12 protein-coding genes are annotated in these 15,776 nt (G+C 61.4%); 3 read left to right on the top strand and 9 right to left on the bottom strand.

The features are described from left to right. Position 1: 1 nt before the first annotated feature. The 3 genes from A0U93_RS11995 to A0U93_RS11985 all read left to right on the top strand — a co-directional run bounded on the left by A0U93_RS11995 (position 2) and on the right by A0U93_RS11985 (position 1,533). The gene (locus A0U93_RS11995; RefSeq protein WP_077807547.1) at positions 2-826 is read left to right on the top strand and encodes a family 1 encapsulin nanocompartment shell protein; all 825 of its coding nucleotides are present in this window, start codon (positions 2-4) and stop codon (positions 824-826) included. A gap of 56 nt (positions 827-882) precedes the next feature. After that, positions 883-1,125: a hypothetical protein gene (locus A0U93_RS11990; protein WP_077807546.1), complete on the top strand. Its 243-nt coding sequence runs from the start codon at positions 883-885 to the stop codon at positions 1,123-1,125. A 78-nt stretch (positions 1,126-1,203) separates the two neighbouring features. Further along, entirely contained in the window at positions 1,204-1,533 is a 330-nt protein-coding gene (locus tag A0U93_RS11985) for a hypothetical protein (protein ID WP_077807545.1), read from the top strand. 105 nt (positions 1,534-1,638) lie between these two features. On the opposite strand, the gene A0U93_RS11980 is transcribed toward A0U93_RS11985, so the two are convergent. From A0U93_RS11980 to A0U93_RS11940, 9 genes are all read right to left on the bottom strand, one after another. Then, complete coding sequence (locus tag A0U93_RS11980; protein WP_077807544.1) at positions 1,639-1,965, bottom strand: chaperone modulator CbpM; 327 nt, start codon at positions 1,963-1,965, stop codon at positions 1,639-1,641. Then, positions 1,962-2,924, bottom strand: a complete 963-nt coding sequence (locus A0U93_RS11975; protein ID WP_077807543.1) for a DnaJ C-terminal domain-containing protein — start codon at positions 2,922-2,924, stop codon at positions 1,962-1,964. The genes A0U93_RS11980 and A0U93_RS11975 overlap by 4 nt, the downstream gene beginning before the upstream one ends. A 91-nt stretch (positions 2,925-3,015) precedes the next feature. Further along, positions 3,016-3,462, bottom strand: coding sequence for a cellulose biosynthesis protein BcsD (gene bcsD / locus A0U93_RS11970; protein ID WP_077807542.1), 447 nt, complete (start codon positions 3,460-3,462; stop codon positions 3,016-3,018). Then, positions 3,462-7,157, bottom strand: coding sequence for a cellulose synthase subunit BcsC-related outer membrane protein (locus A0U93_RS11965; protein WP_169852761.1), 3,696 nt, complete (start codon positions 7,155-7,157; stop codon positions 3,462-3,464). Before A0U93_RS11965 ends, bcsD begins: the two co-directional genes overlap by 1 nt. Next, positions 7,147-11,706: a UDP-forming cellulose synthase catalytic subunit gene (gene bcsA, locus A0U93_RS11960; protein WP_077807540.1), complete on the bottom strand. Its 4,560-nt coding sequence runs from the start codon at positions 11,704-11,706 to the stop codon at positions 7,147-7,149. Before bcsA ends, A0U93_RS11965 begins: the two co-directional genes overlap by 11 nt. Beyond that, the gene (bcsQ, locus tag A0U93_RS11955; protein ID WP_077807539.1) at positions 11,703-12,482 is read right to left on the bottom strand and encodes a cellulose biosynthesis protein BcsQ; all 780 of its coding nucleotides are present in this window, start codon (positions 12,480-12,482) and stop codon (positions 11,703-11,705) included. The genes bcsA and bcsQ overlap by 4 nt, the downstream gene beginning before the upstream one ends. A 69-nt stretch (positions 12,483-12,551) precedes the next feature. After that, on the bottom strand, positions 12,552-13,010 hold the full coding sequence (locus A0U93_RS11950; protein ID WP_077807538.1) for a hypothetical protein: 459 nt from the start codon (positions 13,008-13,010) through the stop codon (positions 12,552-12,554). After that, positions 13,007-14,023 carry a glycosyl hydrolase family 8 gene (locus A0U93_RS11945; protein ID WP_170233448.1) on the bottom strand — a complete coding sequence of 339 codons (1,017 nt, stop codon included), beginning with the start codon at positions 14,021-14,023 and terminating at the stop codon, positions 13,007-13,009. Before A0U93_RS11945 ends, A0U93_RS11950 begins: the two co-directional genes overlap by 4 nt. Positions 14,024-14,721: 698 nt before the next feature. Then, the gene (locus tag A0U93_RS11940) at positions 14,722-15,774 is read right to left on the bottom strand and encodes an aldo/keto reductase (protein WP_077807536.1); all 1,053 of its coding nucleotides are present in this window, start codon (positions 15,772-15,774) and stop codon (positions 14,722-14,724) included. Positions 15,775-15,776: the final 2 nt, after the last annotated feature.

The raw sequence follows: 15,776 nt of genomic DNA, 5'->3' as shown, positions 1-15,776 counted from the left end.
CATGAACAATCTCCATCGGCATCTGGCCCCGATCTCCAGCGCGGCATGGGCACAGATCGAAGACGAAGCCGCACGCACCATCCGTCGCCATCTCGCCGGTCGGCGCGTCGTGGATACATCCGAGCCCAAGGGAAGTGCCTTTGCCGGCGTGGGCACCGGTCGCGGCCAGAAGATCGATGCGCCGGGCGACGGCATACAGGCATTGCGGCGCCAGGTTCTGGCACCGGTGGAACTGCGCGTGCCCTTCACCTTATCCCGCGAGGAAATCGATGCCGTGGACAACGGCTCGCAGGACTCGGACTGGCAGCCGGTCAAGGATGCGGCGCGCAAGATTGCCTTCGCGGAAGACCGGGCCATCTTCGACGGTTACGCCGCCGCCGGCATTCAGGGCGTGCGGGAAGCAACATCGAATGCCCATCTGGCCTTGCCGCCCTCCGTTCAGGATTATCCCCGCGTCATCGCCGAGGCACTCAATACCCTGCGCCTGGCCGGCGTGAACGGTCCATATTCGATCGTGCTGGGCGCGCAGGCCTACCGTGCCATAAGCAGCGGCGATGACGACGGCTACCCTGTGCGCAGGCACATCGAAAGCATGATCGACGGCAAGCTCATCTGGGCGCCCGCCATCGAGGGCGGCTTTGTCGTCTCCATGCGCGGCGGTGATCTGGCGCTCGATATCGGGCAGGATTTCTCGATCGGCTATGCCAGCCATACGGCCGAGACGGTGGAACTTTACCTGACGGAGAGCTTTGTTTTCCGTGTGCTGACAAGCGAAGCAACAGTCGCCATCAACAGGGCGGCAGAAGCAGCACCCACGGCCTCATAATCAGGACTGCGCATAGTGGCCGTTATCTTGTCAGACAGCAGGATAAGGAGAACACCATGCCTCATGATCGTGTGCCTCATGCCGCAAGTTCGCTTCGGGACCTCGGTCGCAAGGCAACGCATACGCCGAAACTGCTGACGAAAGAGGAAGTCATTCGCCTGGCCGAACACGTGCTGAAAGGCGGCGAGCATGCCACGGAGGAGGAACGCGAGATCGCCCGGAAAGCGAAACATAACCCCGAAGGTGTCGAGGCGGATCAACTGGTCAAACTGGGTGAACGAAGCCTGCTGGACAAATAAGCGAACGCCTCACCGCATGGCGCCAGCCATCCTTCTCCGAAATTGTTTCATCACGTCAGAAACTGGAAAGTCGGCAAAATGGATAACCCTCTCGAAGACTCCCCGCAGCGCGCGGCACGCATCCTCGCCAAGGCCAGGGAACTATGGGCCGCGGATAGCAAGCCGGCATGCGGACCGGAGGGCTACAGGGAAGCCGCCACCGATCTGGTCGGCATGGAAAGCAACCCCGATGCGGGGCAGAAGCCGGTGCAGTCCCCCGTGCGCCTTGCCGCCAACGGTCAGCCGATCGAGGAAGCCTGGCTGGAGGAAAATCTCGGGAATTCCGGCGGGGACATGAACGAACTCGATAACAAACGGGAAGTGCCGTTCGCCACCCGCAAGGAAGAAAGCGAAGACCTGGAAGGGTAACGCTTCACGTCAAACCGGTCCGGCATTTCACGTGAAACATATGCCTGGACCGGAATGATTATACCCTGACGAGCAGGCCCGTTCCCCTGCTCGCCAACAGGACTTTCAGCCTTCGTGACGATTTGCGCCAAGCATTTCCCGCACCGGAGCAGGTGCCGTCGCCAACGTTTCGCGAAGCCGACCCAGAAGACGCCGCGCATCATACAACTGGTCAAGCAATGACAGGACAACCGGCATCGCCGAATCCCCGATCTCCAGATCGCGCAGTTCGACCAGCAGGCTGACACGCGCCTGATCGATGTCCTGAAACGCGTAATCGTCCTCGCCCAGCGGGTCCGGACGCAGCCAGTCACGCGCAATCCATTGCTGGATCACCTGTTGTTCGAGTTGATGACGGCGGCAGATGATTTCGATGGTAACGATCTGGCTCATGCTTCATCTCCTGCCTGCTTGAGGGCGGCCCAGAGGGACGCGCGCGGATCCTGCACATTGCCGTCAGGCTTCCAGTCGCGCAGGAAGTCCGCCAGCTTCGCGTCGCGCGCGCCAACCTGAACGCGCAGCGTGACCAGCAGATCGCTTGCCGGCGTCGATCCCCGCGCCGGCATTCCTTTTCCACGGAGCCGCATGACCCGCCCTGTATCGGCCCCGTCCGGGATCTTCATCGCGACATTGCCATGCGGCGTCGGCACCGTCACACGCTCGCCCAGAACGACCTCCCGCAGATCAACGGGTAGATCGAGCAGGATATCCTGACCGTTCCTGGTATAGACGGGGTCGGGCGCCACGGAGATTTCGACCAGCGCGTCGCCGTCCGGCCCACCGTTGCGACCGGGGTTTCCCCGGCCTCGCAGACGCAGGACCTGTCCCGTTTCAATGCCGGGCGGAATCCTGACATCGAGCGTCCGGCCGTCCGGCAGGGTCAGGCGATTGGTCGCGCCGCGCACCGTATCGATGAAGCGCACCGTCAGGACATATTGCGCGTCCCGACCGCGCCCAGGCGCCTGATCTTGTGCCGCGCCATGACGGAAATAGTCGCCGAAAAAATCCTCGAAGCCGCCGGCGTCGAACGACTCGCCCCCACCCTGCCAGCGATAGCGGTCGCCATGCGCGCCTTCCGCATGCGTCCGCCACGAACCGCCACCCGATCCGGGCGGCGGTCCCCGCTCCTGCTCGTCGGCATCGATCTCGCCACGGTCATAGCGCGCGCGCTTTTCCGGATCGGACAGCAATCCATGCGCGGCGTTCGCGGCCTTGAAACGGGCCTCCGCTTCGGTGTCGTCAGGGTTGAGATCCGGATGATATTTCCGCGCCAGACCACGATAGGCCCGCTTGATATCATCGGCGCTCGCCTGCCGCGTCAGTCCCAGGATCTCATAGGGATCTTGCGCCATACATCCTTCTCCATGCTCTGCACCTGATTTTTAACGGGCATCGGCAGGAGGCGTCTACATCATGCGTGACAATGCGGAAACGCAGGCCGCATCATTCGCGGCGCTGTGCCTCAAGGAGAATCGACAACGCGCCCGATGCGGAAGCATCCACACCCTTCTGGATTTTTGACGTCCAGTCGACTTCCTGATCGTGTTCGGCATTTTTCAGCCAGATCTCGTAAAGCCCGCCAATACTGCATCCGAGCCAGTAACCGGCAGGTTCCCCGAGAGCGCCGACCGTGGGACAGTCCACGAGCGACACAATCAGTCCGCGCGGTTGCGTCGATACCGTGATGCGCGCCTTGCCCCATCCGAGAAACGCCAGCAACGCATTGCTCTCCATCTCCAGAGCCTCCAGCGTCCGGCACTCGGGAAGCGGCAGACGCTGCGCCATGCGATGACCCACCGCGCGCAACAGGTGGTCACGCGCCTTCACGCCGGCCTGGGCATCGAATTCCGTCGCAAGCGCATGCAGGAAGAAGGAGAAATCAGCGGACATTACGGGGCTTTCGAAAAGACATAATGAGCGGACAGCTGAGCACCGAGTTCATTCCAGGGACCGGCTTTCTGATAACTGAATTCGGCGCCCAGTCGCAGCGCGGATGTCAGCTGATAATGCAGATAGCCATCGACGCCACCGGTCAGACCTGACGTCGACTGGCCGGGCAACATGCTGTTGACGGGGTCCCGCGATACCAGGACGCTTTGCATCGCCGGGTTCCTGGGAAAATATTGCGACGGATTGGAATGATACGTCTGATAGCCGATACGGCCGCCCAGCTTCCACGACCATTGATCCTGCTGGCCCGTGTAGTTGACCGGAAAGGTCAGGGCAAAGAACGATTGCGGCGAGAAATACCCGCCGTTGCCATAGCTGAACTGGTATTCGTTGCGATCGTACCGGAACCAGGTCAGATCGGTCCCGACACGCACATGCTGGTTATCAGCGTCATAGACCGGGATGCTGCCGCCCGCGCCAGCCCCGTATTCGGTATTCCCCTTGGTATTTCGCCCCTCGATGGCCGAGACAGCCGCCCGCCCATAAACGGCCACGGCATCCGTTCCATACTCGATCTGCATATTGGCGCGGTTTCGCGTCACGCCGCCCCACGTCGCGCCGGTCCCGACATCCCTTATACCGCCGTAGGAAAGGATGCTGTCGGCAATCGACCGTCGCTCCGCCTGCAAGCGCAGGACCGTATAAGGTCCAAGCTTCGGAGCCACCTCGACACCGCCAAGGATATTATTGACGCGGAAACCCAGCGGCGACGTACCGACATCCATCGTCAGCCAGCGCCATGCATAGACAACGCCCAGCGCGACGCCGGTCGCGTTCATCCGGCCTCCCTGATTTACCCCCGGCGTTAGTATCGTCGAGCCGATCGAACGCAGTCCGACCGCATCATCGGCGCTATAGGCGCGGCTGTTCAGAACCGTCGGGGTCGCCGACAGCGTCAGACGCCCCGTCCCGAGTGGCAGGCTGCCATCCGCCTTGACCGAAAGCGCGGTAAGCCCGTTCAGGCCGGAGCCGGACCGGCTGTCGATCCCCGGCGTGATATTGATCGTCGGCGCGAAAGCCTGCGTCACGTCATTCAGACGGGTATCGATCTGCTGCAACATCGGATCACCGGACGTCGCGCCGTCCGATACGTCTGTGTCGTGCTGCCGAAACGGATTTTGGTCCATGACCGGCTGAACGCCCGTTTGCCCGATCTGCTGGCTCCGCAGCGTGCGCGCCTGTGCAAGATCCTGAACGGCAGTTGTCCAGTTGCCGCGCGCCCGTTCCAGCGTCGCCGCGGCGATCCAGCTACGCGGGTCCGAGGGACCCACGCCGTTCATCTCCTCGACCAGATTCTGGGCATCGTCGAAACGATGCATCGCCACCGCCGTCTCGACCAGAGCGAGACGCGCATCGAGATCGGAAGGATCGCGCTCCACGGCCGCCGCGTTGATCTGGTAAGCCTCCGCCAACTGACCGTCCGACTGGTAAAGGCGCGCCAACGCGAGCCGTGCCGAAACCGGGGCAGTAGCCGAATTGAGCGCCGGTGCCAGAACATCGTAGGCTTTGGCCCGCTCGCCATGTGCGTTGTAGGCGTCGGCCGCCGCCACGGCGAGACCGGTCTGCAATTGTTGCAGCGAGGAGGCCTGCGCAGACGATAGCTCGACTTCCCGAAGCGGCGCGATCAGACGGCGTGCGCGCCCCAGATCACCCATCCGCATCTCGATCCCCGCATAGGCAAGACGCTGCCCGGCCGACAGGGTGCCGCTCTGACGCCAGAGCGCATTGAGCACTTCCGACGCGCCAGCCCGGTCGTTCCGATCCAGCAAGGCATTGCCGATCAATGCACCCAATGCACCATCCGGGTCGCCATCCCGCACCAGACCCATGAAGTAGAGCCGCGCCTCAATCGGATCCTCCGGCGCGTTGCGAACCGCCTCCCGCACTTCCGCCTGCCGAAAGAGTGCCCGGATTTCCGGCGTATAGGCATGCGCCGGAAGTCGCGACCGCAGGCGCTCGATGGTCGCGGAATCGCCGGTCTGTCCGGCATAGAACAATACGGCCTGAAGCTGTTCGGTGGACAGGCGAGCGCCGGGTGCGAGCAGCGGCGCCATGACCTCACGGGCTTCGTCCGGCGTGCCCTGCGCAACCAGAGCCTGCGCGAGATGCAGGCGGACCCAGGGATCGCTGCCGTTGTTGGAAACGGCCTGACGCAAAAGCTGGATCCTGTCCGGCAGGCTCGTGCTGCGGTCTGCGCGCGCGATATCGATCGATGCCCTCAAACGAGGGTCGGAAATTGAGGAATCGTTTAACGCCCGCGCCGCCGCATCGGTCTGGCCGCTGGCCAGAAGCGTGCGCACCAGACCGGCCTGCGCGAGAGCCAGCGAGGGATGACTGGCCAGCAAACGGCGATACAGGGCGATCGCATGATCGTACTCCCCTGCCCGACGCGCGATATCGGCCTGCATCAGCAGCGCACCTGTCTCGCCCGGAGAGCCGGCGATAATGGGGGCCAGCGCCTGCTCGGCGCCATGGAAATTCCCCGCGGAGACCATGTTACGCACATCCTCGTAGCGGCTGCCGACCTGCGCACCATCGCGCGCCTGACGCCAGTGGTCGGCATGGGCCGGATCGGCGGCAATCGCCTCGTTGAGCAGCCTGACAGCCTCGGCATTGCGCTTCTGGCGCAGACGCACCACGCCAAGGCCACCGAGCGCGTCCGCATCCTGTGGCGCCGTCGCCAGACGCTTTTCGAAACTAGCTGCGGCTGCATCCAGATTGCCGCTGTCGAGGTCGTGATAGCCTTGCATCCGCGCAAGGCTGCCCTGATCGACATTGTCGGTCTGCGCGCGTTTCTGCAACGCCAGAACGTCCGTGTCATCCGGATGCGTCCGCAGCCAGTCTGACATGACCGGCGCATTCTGGGGCGTTGCCGGCAACCAGAGGATCGCCTGACGCTCCAGCCGGAGGATCTGCTCACGTTGTTCAGCCGTTGTGGCCGCGTTGTCGCCAAGCCGCTGCAAACGTTGAATGCCGGCGACGCGCGTGCCCTCGGTCCATGTGAGGCTCTGCGCATAGGCGATCTGGGCCGCCATGTTGTTCGGCGACGCGGTCAGAATCCGGGCAAGACCGGCCTGTGCCGCTGCGCGCTGGCTGGGGACGCCGGCCAATGTGGTGTAATATTCCAGCGCGTATTGCGGTGGTGGTCCCTGCGGGAAAAGCGCCTGATAGCGCCGTGCCGCTTCGGCCGTTTCCCCACTTCTTGCCTGCGAACGGATCTGCTCCAGCTCCTCCGGCGAAATCCGATGGAGCCGGATGATCGACGAGAGATGCTGCAATGCCGGACTATCCGGCGCAATCTGCTGAAGACGCCGCAAGGCCGCCGTGGCTTCTGCGGGCCGGCCGTCGTTCAGGGCCCATTCCCCGGTGAATTCGATCACGTCCGGATCATCGGGCGCCATGCGCTGGACCTGCTCAAGCGCCGCACGCGCATCGCTGAACGCCCGCCGCTCATACCAGTAACGTGCGCGTGCCAGCAGGAAGGCCGTCGAACTCGCCGGTGCCGCGGCAGGAGACGCCGGCGGCGCACCTTGAGCCGGAGTTGCCGCGCCCATCAGCAGCATGGCGGCAAGGCCGCCATGCAGGACGATGAAGCATGATCGTTCGCCATGCCATGTGAGAAATCTACGGCGCATCGTCGAGATCCCGATGACGGATGGCGGCATGCAATGTCAGGATTTTGTATAGCACGAGCGCGCACAGCAGCGCACCCACCAGGCCGGCGATGACGACACGCCCCGGATGGTTGCGCATGAAGAAATCCGGCCACAACCAGAGTGGCAGCTTGCCCACCGTGTATGTCGGCAGATTACGCGTGGCCATCACCTTCTGCCCGTTGACGATCGCAAGATCGCCCTGAATGGCGGGTTGCAGGTGCTGGTCGCGCATGGCCTGCACCAGACGATCGACGCCCTGCGGCGCTCCGCCCAGCAATACCGTCACCGTGCGATGGGCGGCATAGGGAGACTGGCGCTGGAACAGGGCACCCCCTTCCGCCAGAAGGGTGCTGCTCCGGAAAGACTGCGTCTGGACACGCTCATCCGACGCGGCGGGCCAGGCGAAATGAATGCCGTCGAGCAAGCTGCCCGCCGAATACACCAGGCTGCGGCCATCGAGGCTATAGGGCGTGTCTGCCAGCAGACCACGCAGCCAGTCGCTGCCGGGCAGGCTGTCGATGACGATCAGGTCGCGCGTCTCCTGATCGTTCACCTCGTTTGGCGCCAGCAAGCCCATGTTGACGACAGGATAATGCGTCATCGCCCCGAAACTGCCCATCAGATCGAAAAATCCTGTCAACAGACTGGGGGACGGAACTTGCGGCAAAACGACAGCCGTATCGTGCAGGCCGGCCATGCGGGTATAGGGAAACCCGCTATTGGCGAAAAAAGCCAGATTCGGCAGGGACGTGAAATGGTAGGCGCGACTGAGGTCGATCGTCGAATCAGCATCGATGCTGCTCCGGAGATCCTGCGTCATGCCGCTGCAATCACGCTGCCCGATCGGTCTCGTTTCGAAGTAAAAACGGAAGTCGTTCTGGCCGTACAAGGTCCAGAGCGGGATGGAAACATGCCCCTGTTGTACCGCCGAGGCAGCCGGCCAGAAGCTTCGCAACCATGCCGGCAGACGGTGCGGGGGCGCCAGCGCGTAACTGCGCAGGTAGATATCGTTCATGCTGATATCGACATGCGACCGGGACCGCTCGATTTCCGTGCCGAGGGGACCACGGAAACTGACGCTGGCGAGGAATGGCCGGTTTCGCCATGTATACAGGTCCGGCAGTGCCTTGAACGGAACGGAAAGCGTTCCCGGCACGTAGCCGTTCCCTTCCAGACGCCCCAGATCCACCAGTTCGCCGAACCGTACCGGCCGGGTCAGATTGATGAAGGCGGGCGCATCGTAGGGGCGGCGTGGCGGCGTATTGACCGGCACAACCGTCTGACGCGCGGCATGGGCCAGATCGTCGGCGGTAAAAGCCAGCCCCCGCGCGGCCGTCGTCACTTCGGCGGCGGAGCGTCCTGTGACCAGCAGCAGGGTGCCGAACGCATCGTTCGGATTGTTCACCTCCAGCAGCGTCGGACCTTCGATGGGCGAACTGTTCGTCAGAAATCTTCGCACCTGCTGCGCGGTACCTACCACCACCGCATTGCCATTCGGGGGGGCATCCTGCAGCACGGGAAATGTCACGCCGCGATAATCGGTAAGACTGCCGAACCACGACGCAAGAATAGCGGCGGCCTTGAGCGTTACGCGATCGGCATCTGCTGCCAGAACCAGCGGAATGCGGGCCTTTTCGCGAACGGCCGGATCGAAGAACGGCGAAGGAAGGCCTGAAAGGTCATGCGTTGGCGGTAATGGCGCGGTGCTGATCGACAGGGTCGATTTGCCCATGATGCGGGCCCAGAGCGTCTCGCTGACCTGATTGCCACATGTCTCGGTGTACTGACCGGCAAAATGAAACGTCAGAACGTTGCGGTTCTTGAAAAAGAGCGGATTGACGGGAAATGCGAGCGGGCCGAAGGCCGGATGCTCGCGATCCACGTGAATCGTGCCAACATACTGGTCGTTGAGAAAAATCGTAACGCCACTGGCGGCCGGCAGCATGTTCGGCGACAGCGCGCCGAAAACATTCAGCGTGGCACCCGTTACCAGTTGGGTCGAAGGAACGCCGAATTCCAGCCCCTGGATCGGAATCCACGGTGTCATGGGCAATATGTCAGCGCTTCCGAGCTGGGTAAAACTGCGCAGCATCGTCTGCCCGTCGGCCATGTCCAGACCAGGGACGGGTGCGGCCTCATGCGCCGATAATGCGCCATTGTCTGGCGACGCATTCCCCGTCGGCAGGTCCGGTAGCGGCGGTTCGCCGGCTGTCGCCGGTGGTGAGGATACCACAGGAGGCGTCTGCGCCAGTGTGTCGGTTCCGTAGCCAAGAGCCAGGGCCGCCACGACGATTTTCAGAAGCGAAGATCTTTGCGGTCGCAGCATGATCGCGCGCTTCTCCGCTCGACCCGGCGCCGCGCGTGGTCCCGGTGGGGTCGCAGCAATCTTTTTCGGTGCCCGGAAAAGGGAATGGATACTTTGCAGGACGAGCCACGCCGAATGGGCCAGACGATCCGGCGGATAGTTCGCCCAGTTGACCCAGGCATTCGGACGACCAAACACGAGACGGATAATCTGGGCTTCCTCCAGAAGGGTTGAATTGCGCCACTTTACCGAAAGCACGTGCGCATCGGTCTTGCGCAGAATTTCCGCCGGAATGGCAAGCATGGTGCCGCCATCGTCCGCCAGCACCTGAATCTGTTGTCCTGCATCGATCGGGTCCAGCACATCCGACGCAACGAACGATAGGCCGCCATTCGACATATTCGTGCTGTGTCCGGTCAGCAGGCGACCGTCCGGAAAGCGGATCATCACCGGCATACGAACATTCACACGCGGACTCTGGCGAATCTGACGGCTCTCGCGACCGACCGAAATCGAGGCCAGCACGATGATGAGGCTGATCGAAATCCAGAGCAGGTTCGTCCATAATGCGTTGACGACAATTGCGCTGTTGTTCTGCATGACCAGTCGCCACACGCCAAACAGCGCACCCGACCCAAGAATGGTGGCAAAGACAACGTTTGGGTAAATCGCCGTCCAGTCCAGATACGATCGCTCCAGCAATCCGCCCTTATCCGTCACGTTGAACTTTCCGCGTCGGGGAAAAAGCAGGGTCACGATCGTGACGCGCACAAGAAACAGCGCAAGCGTCGTCTCGTAGATCTCGCTCCAGAACGAATAGCGCCAGTTGCGGTTGACGCGGGCCGATGTTGCAATGCTGTGCACAAGGTGCGGCAGCGCATAGACCGCGATGGCCATCGGCGACGCGGCGATCAGCGTCTGGCTGAAAAACAGGTAAACGAGCGGCGATCCGAGAAAGATAATCCGGGGAATTGCATAGCCGAAACCGGCAATGGCGGAAAAATAGCACAAACGCTGGGCAAAGCTGAGGCCTGGCCCGATCAGCGGATTATCGAGGCGCAGGATCTGCAACATGCCACGTGCCCATCGCATCCGCTGGCCGATATGCAGGATGAGCCGTTCCGTCGCCAGACCGGCCGCCATCGGCACGCGCAGATAGGCCGTCGCCCATCCACGGCGCTGAAGCTTCAGCGCCGTGTGCATGTCCTCGGTCACCGTCTCCGTTGCGATGCCGCCGACTTCCTCAAGGGCTGTCCGGCGCAGCACGGCACAGGAACCGCAGAAGAAGGTGGCATTCCAGAAGTCGTTGCCGTCCTGGATCAGGCCGTAGAACAGGTTGCCTTCCGGTGGCACGACTTCGCCGGGCGAAAGGTTTCGTTGAAAGGGGTCGGGAGAATAGAAATGATGCGGCGTCTGGAGCAGCGCGAGATTCGGATCCTTGGTGAACCAGCCGACGATATTCTGCAGAAACGAACGCGTCGGCACATGATCGCAGTCGAAGATGGCGATGAGGTCGCCATTCGTTTCCGCCATGGCGTGGTTGAGATTACCGGCCTTGGCATGGCTGTTGTTCGCGCGCGTGATGTATCCCGCGCCGCATGACTGCGCGAATTCCATGAATTCCGGTCGATGCCCGTCGTCCAGGATGTAGACATTCAGCCGGTCGGCCGGCCAGTCCATCGTCAGGGCCGCCAGCACCGAAAGGCGGACAATCCTGAGGTCCTCGTTATAGGTCGGCACGTAAACATCGACGCTCGGCCAATCGTCGATATTCTCCGGCATGGCCACGATTTTACGACCGAGCGGATGAAGGGTCTGGAAATAACTCAGCAGCAGCATCACCAGCGCGTAGAGTTCGGCCAGTCCGAGCGTGAAGCCGAGGATCGCCTGCGTCCATGTCTGGAACACCAGGGTCTCGGTGAGGCGCCAGGAGAGATAGCGCATCGACACCAGCAGCGACAGGAACTTCAACATCAGCGACGCACGCGGGCTTGGCGAACGATTGATGAGGAAGAAGAGCACGATGCCGGCCACGGCGACGACACTTTGTTCCTGAACGTCCAGATAGGCCGACGCGCCCAGAACCAGCAGGGAAAAGCCACCAATCCCCATCAGCCCGCCGAGCAGATAACGATGGCGCCCCGATAACGTCGATGAAATCCAGAGATCGAGACGGCGAAGCATGCGAAAAAGCCATTGCCGCAGGGCATTCCCGATCCTCATCGAGCGACTTTCAGGCTCGAAACGATACGTTGTGTGGCGGCGCTCAGATCAGCCGCGGCACGTGAATATGGCGCGTAATCGCTCACCAGCTGCTGCGCGACCAGGGCCTCCGCCACGTGTTCGTCACGAAACACCATGCCCAGCAGATCCTGGGAGAGCACGCCGCTGACGCCCTTCATCAGGGACGTGGACAGGCGGCTGAGCGGATCGAACTGATTGATGACGACACGATGCTGAATCCGCTGGCCATCGAGTGCCGATGCGGTCGTCGACCCGTAGCAGGCCGCCGACCTAACATCGGCCAGCAGCGCCAGCGATGCCGCATCGGCCGCGAGCACGCTGATCAGCATATCCGTCGCCGGCAGGACCGCAGCCAGCGATGAGGACGGGCCCGGCACCGTATCGACGATGACGGTTGTCGAGGGGTCTGCCGCCAATTGCCGAAGCGGCTGGGTCAGAAGCTCCGGATGCGCCGCAAGTTTCGCATTATGCTGCAACACGGTGTCGAAGGATGCAGCTCCATACGGCATCATCAACACGCCGCTTCGGCTGTTGACGACGACGTTCCGCCATTCCGCCGGCTGCTCCAGCCGCAACATCATCCCGTCACGCTGCCCCAGCGGCACGCCGAAATGCAGCCGCAACGTGTTCTGCGGGTCCAGATCGAGCGCAATCACCTGGCGTGCACCGGCACGCACCAGTTGCCCGGCGACATTGGCGGCCAGCATTGTTTTGCCCACGCCGCCTTTCGGCGAGGCAAAGCAAATTAGAGGCATGCGAAATAACCTAGCAGTGAAATTAACGATCGAACCGGTGCCGCGCCGCTGTGCCGCGCAAAGCCCATTTCAGCCGAAGATGTCGCGCAGGCTGCGCTCGGAAGCGGCTGCCTCGACAGCCTCCCCCCGCAGATACGCAAACAGGGCAGATAACGGTCGGCGGCGCCAGACATCCGGGATATCCCTGTTCGCGTGCTGCCCATCACCAACGCTGTCCTTCACGCTGTTTGAAGGCACTCGAACAGGAGGCGATGCCGCCTGCCCTGCCCGCATCGAAGGTTCGACCGCTGCGGCAGGCGCCGGATCACTCGCCTGCAGAACACCGAAGGAATCGTCCCCTGGCATCCGTCCATGTGTGGATGCCTGCCCCGCGCCGGCCCGCTCGATCTCCTCAAGCCGCGCCAACATATCGAAGCTTTGATAGCCCGGGTTGACGCCTTCTCCAGGAGCAGCCACGGGCGCTGGCTGATCTGGCTGGGCGGTTACAAGGGCATCGCGCATCAGCGGAAAATTCGCAAACTCGTTCATCGTGCGATCTCCGTGGCAGCTATATGGGCCAGCAATGTAAGGGCCGCAGAGTAATAATCCCCACTCTCCCGCACGCCGGGAAGCGGGTGCTGCCCCCAGCGATCCGGATCGGAAACAATAGCGACCGCCTGGAAACCCGGGGGCGCATTATAGGACGAACGCTCTCCCGTGGTGAGGTCGACCCACCCCGGCAGCGCCTGCAATCCCCACACCCCCCAGAAACGATCCAGGGCCGCCCGCAAGGGGTCAGCAAGAACACCGCCCCACGCCATATAAAGAGGGATGCGTATCGCGTCGTAGGAGAAACGCGGCGGCCAGTTTTTGGCGAGCCGCGGCGCGCCGCCGGCGATCGGCACGGCAAGCCAATCCGGGGGCAGGTTGTATTTTCCAAAGACGCCGCGCTCAATGAGCCTCACCCCGTCGCGCAGAACGGTCGGCCAAATTCCCGTGGGAGCCTGCGCTGCCGCGGCCTTAAGTGCCGGGAAGATATAATAGGACGGATTGACCACGGTGCGATGCGCATGGGTAAAACCATGCAGGCCCGGCAACAGCAGCTTATATTCAGCGGTGGATTGGGTCGCCCGTTGCGACAACGCATCGAAGATCATGCGCGCCTGCCGGGTGTAGTCAGGCTCCGACCAGGATAGACCGGCACGCGACAACGCCCATGCGATCAGCAGATCGCCGTCGGTTGCCGTATTGGTATCGGTCACATGTGGCGCGGCGGGTTGCCACTTCCAGGCATGGAGGGAATCATTCTCACGGGTCAGATTGGCCCTGGTCCAGCCCCATATCAGGTCGAAATTCGAGCGGTCGCCGGCACTTTGCGCGAACAACATCCCATAGCCCTGCCCTTCGCTATGTGAAATATTACCGTTCCCGGTATCGATCACACGCCCGTCATCGCTGACATAGCGGTGGCGAAAGCCCCTCCACTCGTCGGCGATATCGGCACCTTGAGCCGGCAGCGTAATCAGCGACGATGCGCCACTGACTGCCAAACCGGCGGCCATGCTCCGCCGCGTCATCTTCATAGCTGCCCGTCCGGAACTTTTAAGTAAGAGTGGCTGTGTGGTTTACACGCTTCATCATTCACCACACATCGTCAATTTAGTCCAGCATTATGTTATAAGAACGTTTATAACCGTTAAAATAAGTTGCCTTTGATAATATCCACGCTACAAATAAAAATTATACAAATACCGAATGCGTTTTTAGGAAAAATCGACTGCCTTCATAAGGTATACACGTGGCTTTTACGCCGGCATCGTTTCGCGAATAGGTTGCCCATCATTCCGCCTTCACGACATTATCAACTAATATTTTTGTTTTTTTTGGAATATGCGCACACGATACATTAAAGAAAAGACAACATTCTTGAGAAATGTTGTCGTCGGAAATCCATCATGCCACGCTTCATGGAAGCGCCAGAGAAGCATTAGACCAGTGCCCATGCAGATAGCGATAAGGGCGTATATTCTTCAATCATAATACTGATCGAGGAATTTTCGCGCCTTGCCCGACTCCCCTCTCAAAACGCCAGCCGACGTCGGCAACTGATTTATTACTTCCATGCATACTCTGTAATGAAGAAACCATTCCGCGATCCTTCCGCGAAAAGGTCTTATTCTGCGGATGCATCAGAACTCCCGCCTGAAATTATCGGGCGGGGTATCGAGCATGAATCTATCCTGCCGCAGAAAGACCCTCCTTACGAAAGAAACGGTCGCAAAAGAGCCAGATCCGCCGCGCCAAGCCGGTCGGATGCCGTATCCCGCTGATGCCAGAACGGATAAGGCAACGGTTTCTGGCTGGCCCGTTCCAGCTCGGCCCGATCCTCCGGTGTCAATGTGACGGAAGCCGCCTTCAGGTTATCCGTCAGTTGCGCTTCCGTACGCGCGCCGACGACAACCGTGCTGACGGCGTCGCGGGTGAGCAACCATGCCAGCGCCACCTGAGCCGGCGTGATGCTGTTCCGTTCCGCAACAGAGACGATCACCTCGACAAGATCGAAGAGTGCTTCCGTGTCGTAGATCGGCGGTTCGGTCCATTGCGCCAGTTGGCGCGTGCCCTCAGGCGTCGCATGCCCACGACGATGTTTCCCCGACAGAAGCCCGCCAGCCAGCGGGCTCCAGATCATCAGGCCAAGCCCTTGATCGACCGCGCTGGGCAGTAATTCGTATTCGGCTTCCCGCGCCTGAAGCGTGTAATGAATCTGATGGCTGATCGGCCGTGTGAGTCCCCCTTCCCGACACACATTCATGGTTTTCATCGTCTGCCAGCCGGAGAAATTCGAGATACCGACGTAACGCACCTTTCCGTCGCGCACGAGCGTATCCATCGCCGCCATTGTCTCTTCAAGCGGCGTCAGGCCATCCCATTCATGAAGCTGGTAAAGATCGACGTAATCCGTGCCGAGACGCCGCAAACTTGCCTCGCATGCGGCAATGAGATGATGACGGGAGGAACCACGATCGTTCGGCCCGTCACCGGTCGGGAAACGGGCCTTGGTCGTCACAAGAACGTTCTTGCGCTTGTCACCCAGCGCCTGTCCCAGAATTTCCTCGGAAAGACCGTCCGAATAAATATCGGCCGTGTCGAAAAGATTGACCCCCGCATCGATGCATAAGTCGATCTGCCTGCGCGCGACGTCCAGACCGATCGCGCCTACTTTTGCAAACGCGCCGCTCCCGCCGAACGTCATCGTTCCGAGCGTCAACACCGAAACCTTGAGACCGGAACGCCCCAGTGTGCGATATTCCATTG

Origin of the sequence: Neoasaia chiangmaiensis (assembly GCF_002005465.1) — a bacterium.
GTDB classification, from domain to species: Bacteria; Pseudomonadota; Alphaproteobacteria; order Acetobacterales; family Acetobacteraceae; genus Neoasaia; species Neoasaia chiangmaiensis.
This window is presented reverse-complemented; position numbering and strand designations above follow the sequence as displayed.

Bases quoted from the DNA above. Each gene is read 5' to 3' on its own strand.
- A0U93_RS11940 (WP_077807536.1), bottom strand. From the start codon at position 15,774: ATGGAATATCGCACACTGGGGCGTTCCGGTCTCAAGGTTTCGGTGTTG.
- bcsA (WP_077807540.1), bottom strand. From the start codon at position 11,706: ATGAGGATCGGGAATGCCCTGCGGCAATGGCTTTTTCGCATGCTTCGC.
- bcsQ (WP_077807539.1), bottom strand. From the start codon at position 12,482: ATGCCTCTAATTTGCTTTGCCTCGCCGAAAGGCGGCGTGGGCAAAACA.
- A0U93_RS11980 (WP_077807544.1), bottom strand. From the start codon at position 1,965: ATGAGCCAGATCGTTACCATCGAAATCATCTGCCGCCGTCATCAACTC.
- bcsD (WP_077807542.1), bottom strand. From the start codon at position 3,462: ATGTCCGCTGATTTCTCCTTCTTCCTGCATGCGCTTGCGACGGAATTC.
- A0U93_RS11990 (WP_077807546.1), top strand. From the start codon at position 883: ATGCCTCATGATCGTGTGCCTCATGCCGCAAGTTCGCTTCGGGACCTC.
- A0U93_RS11945 (WP_170233448.1), bottom strand. From the start codon at position 14,023: ATGGCCGCCGGTTTGGCAGTCAGTGGCGCATCGTCGCTGATTACGCTG.
- A0U93_RS11985 (WP_077807545.1), top strand. From the start codon at position 1,204: ATGGATAACCCTCTCGAAGACTCCCCGCAGCGCGCGGCACGCATCCTC.
- A0U93_RS11995 (WP_077807547.1), top strand. From the start codon at position 2: ATGAACAATCTCCATCGGCATCTGGCCCCGATCTCCAGCGCGGCATGG.
- A0U93_RS11975 (WP_077807543.1), bottom strand. From the start codon at position 2,924: ATGGCGCAAGATCCCTATGAGATCCTGGGACTGACGCGGCAGGCGAGC.
- A0U93_RS11965 (WP_169852761.1), bottom strand. From the start codon at position 7,157: ATGCGCCGTAGATTTCTCACATGGCATGGCGAACGATCATGCTTCATC.
- A0U93_RS11950 (WP_077807538.1), bottom strand. From the start codon at position 13,010: ATGAACGAGTTTGCGAATTTTCCGCTGATGCGCGATGCCCTTGTAACC.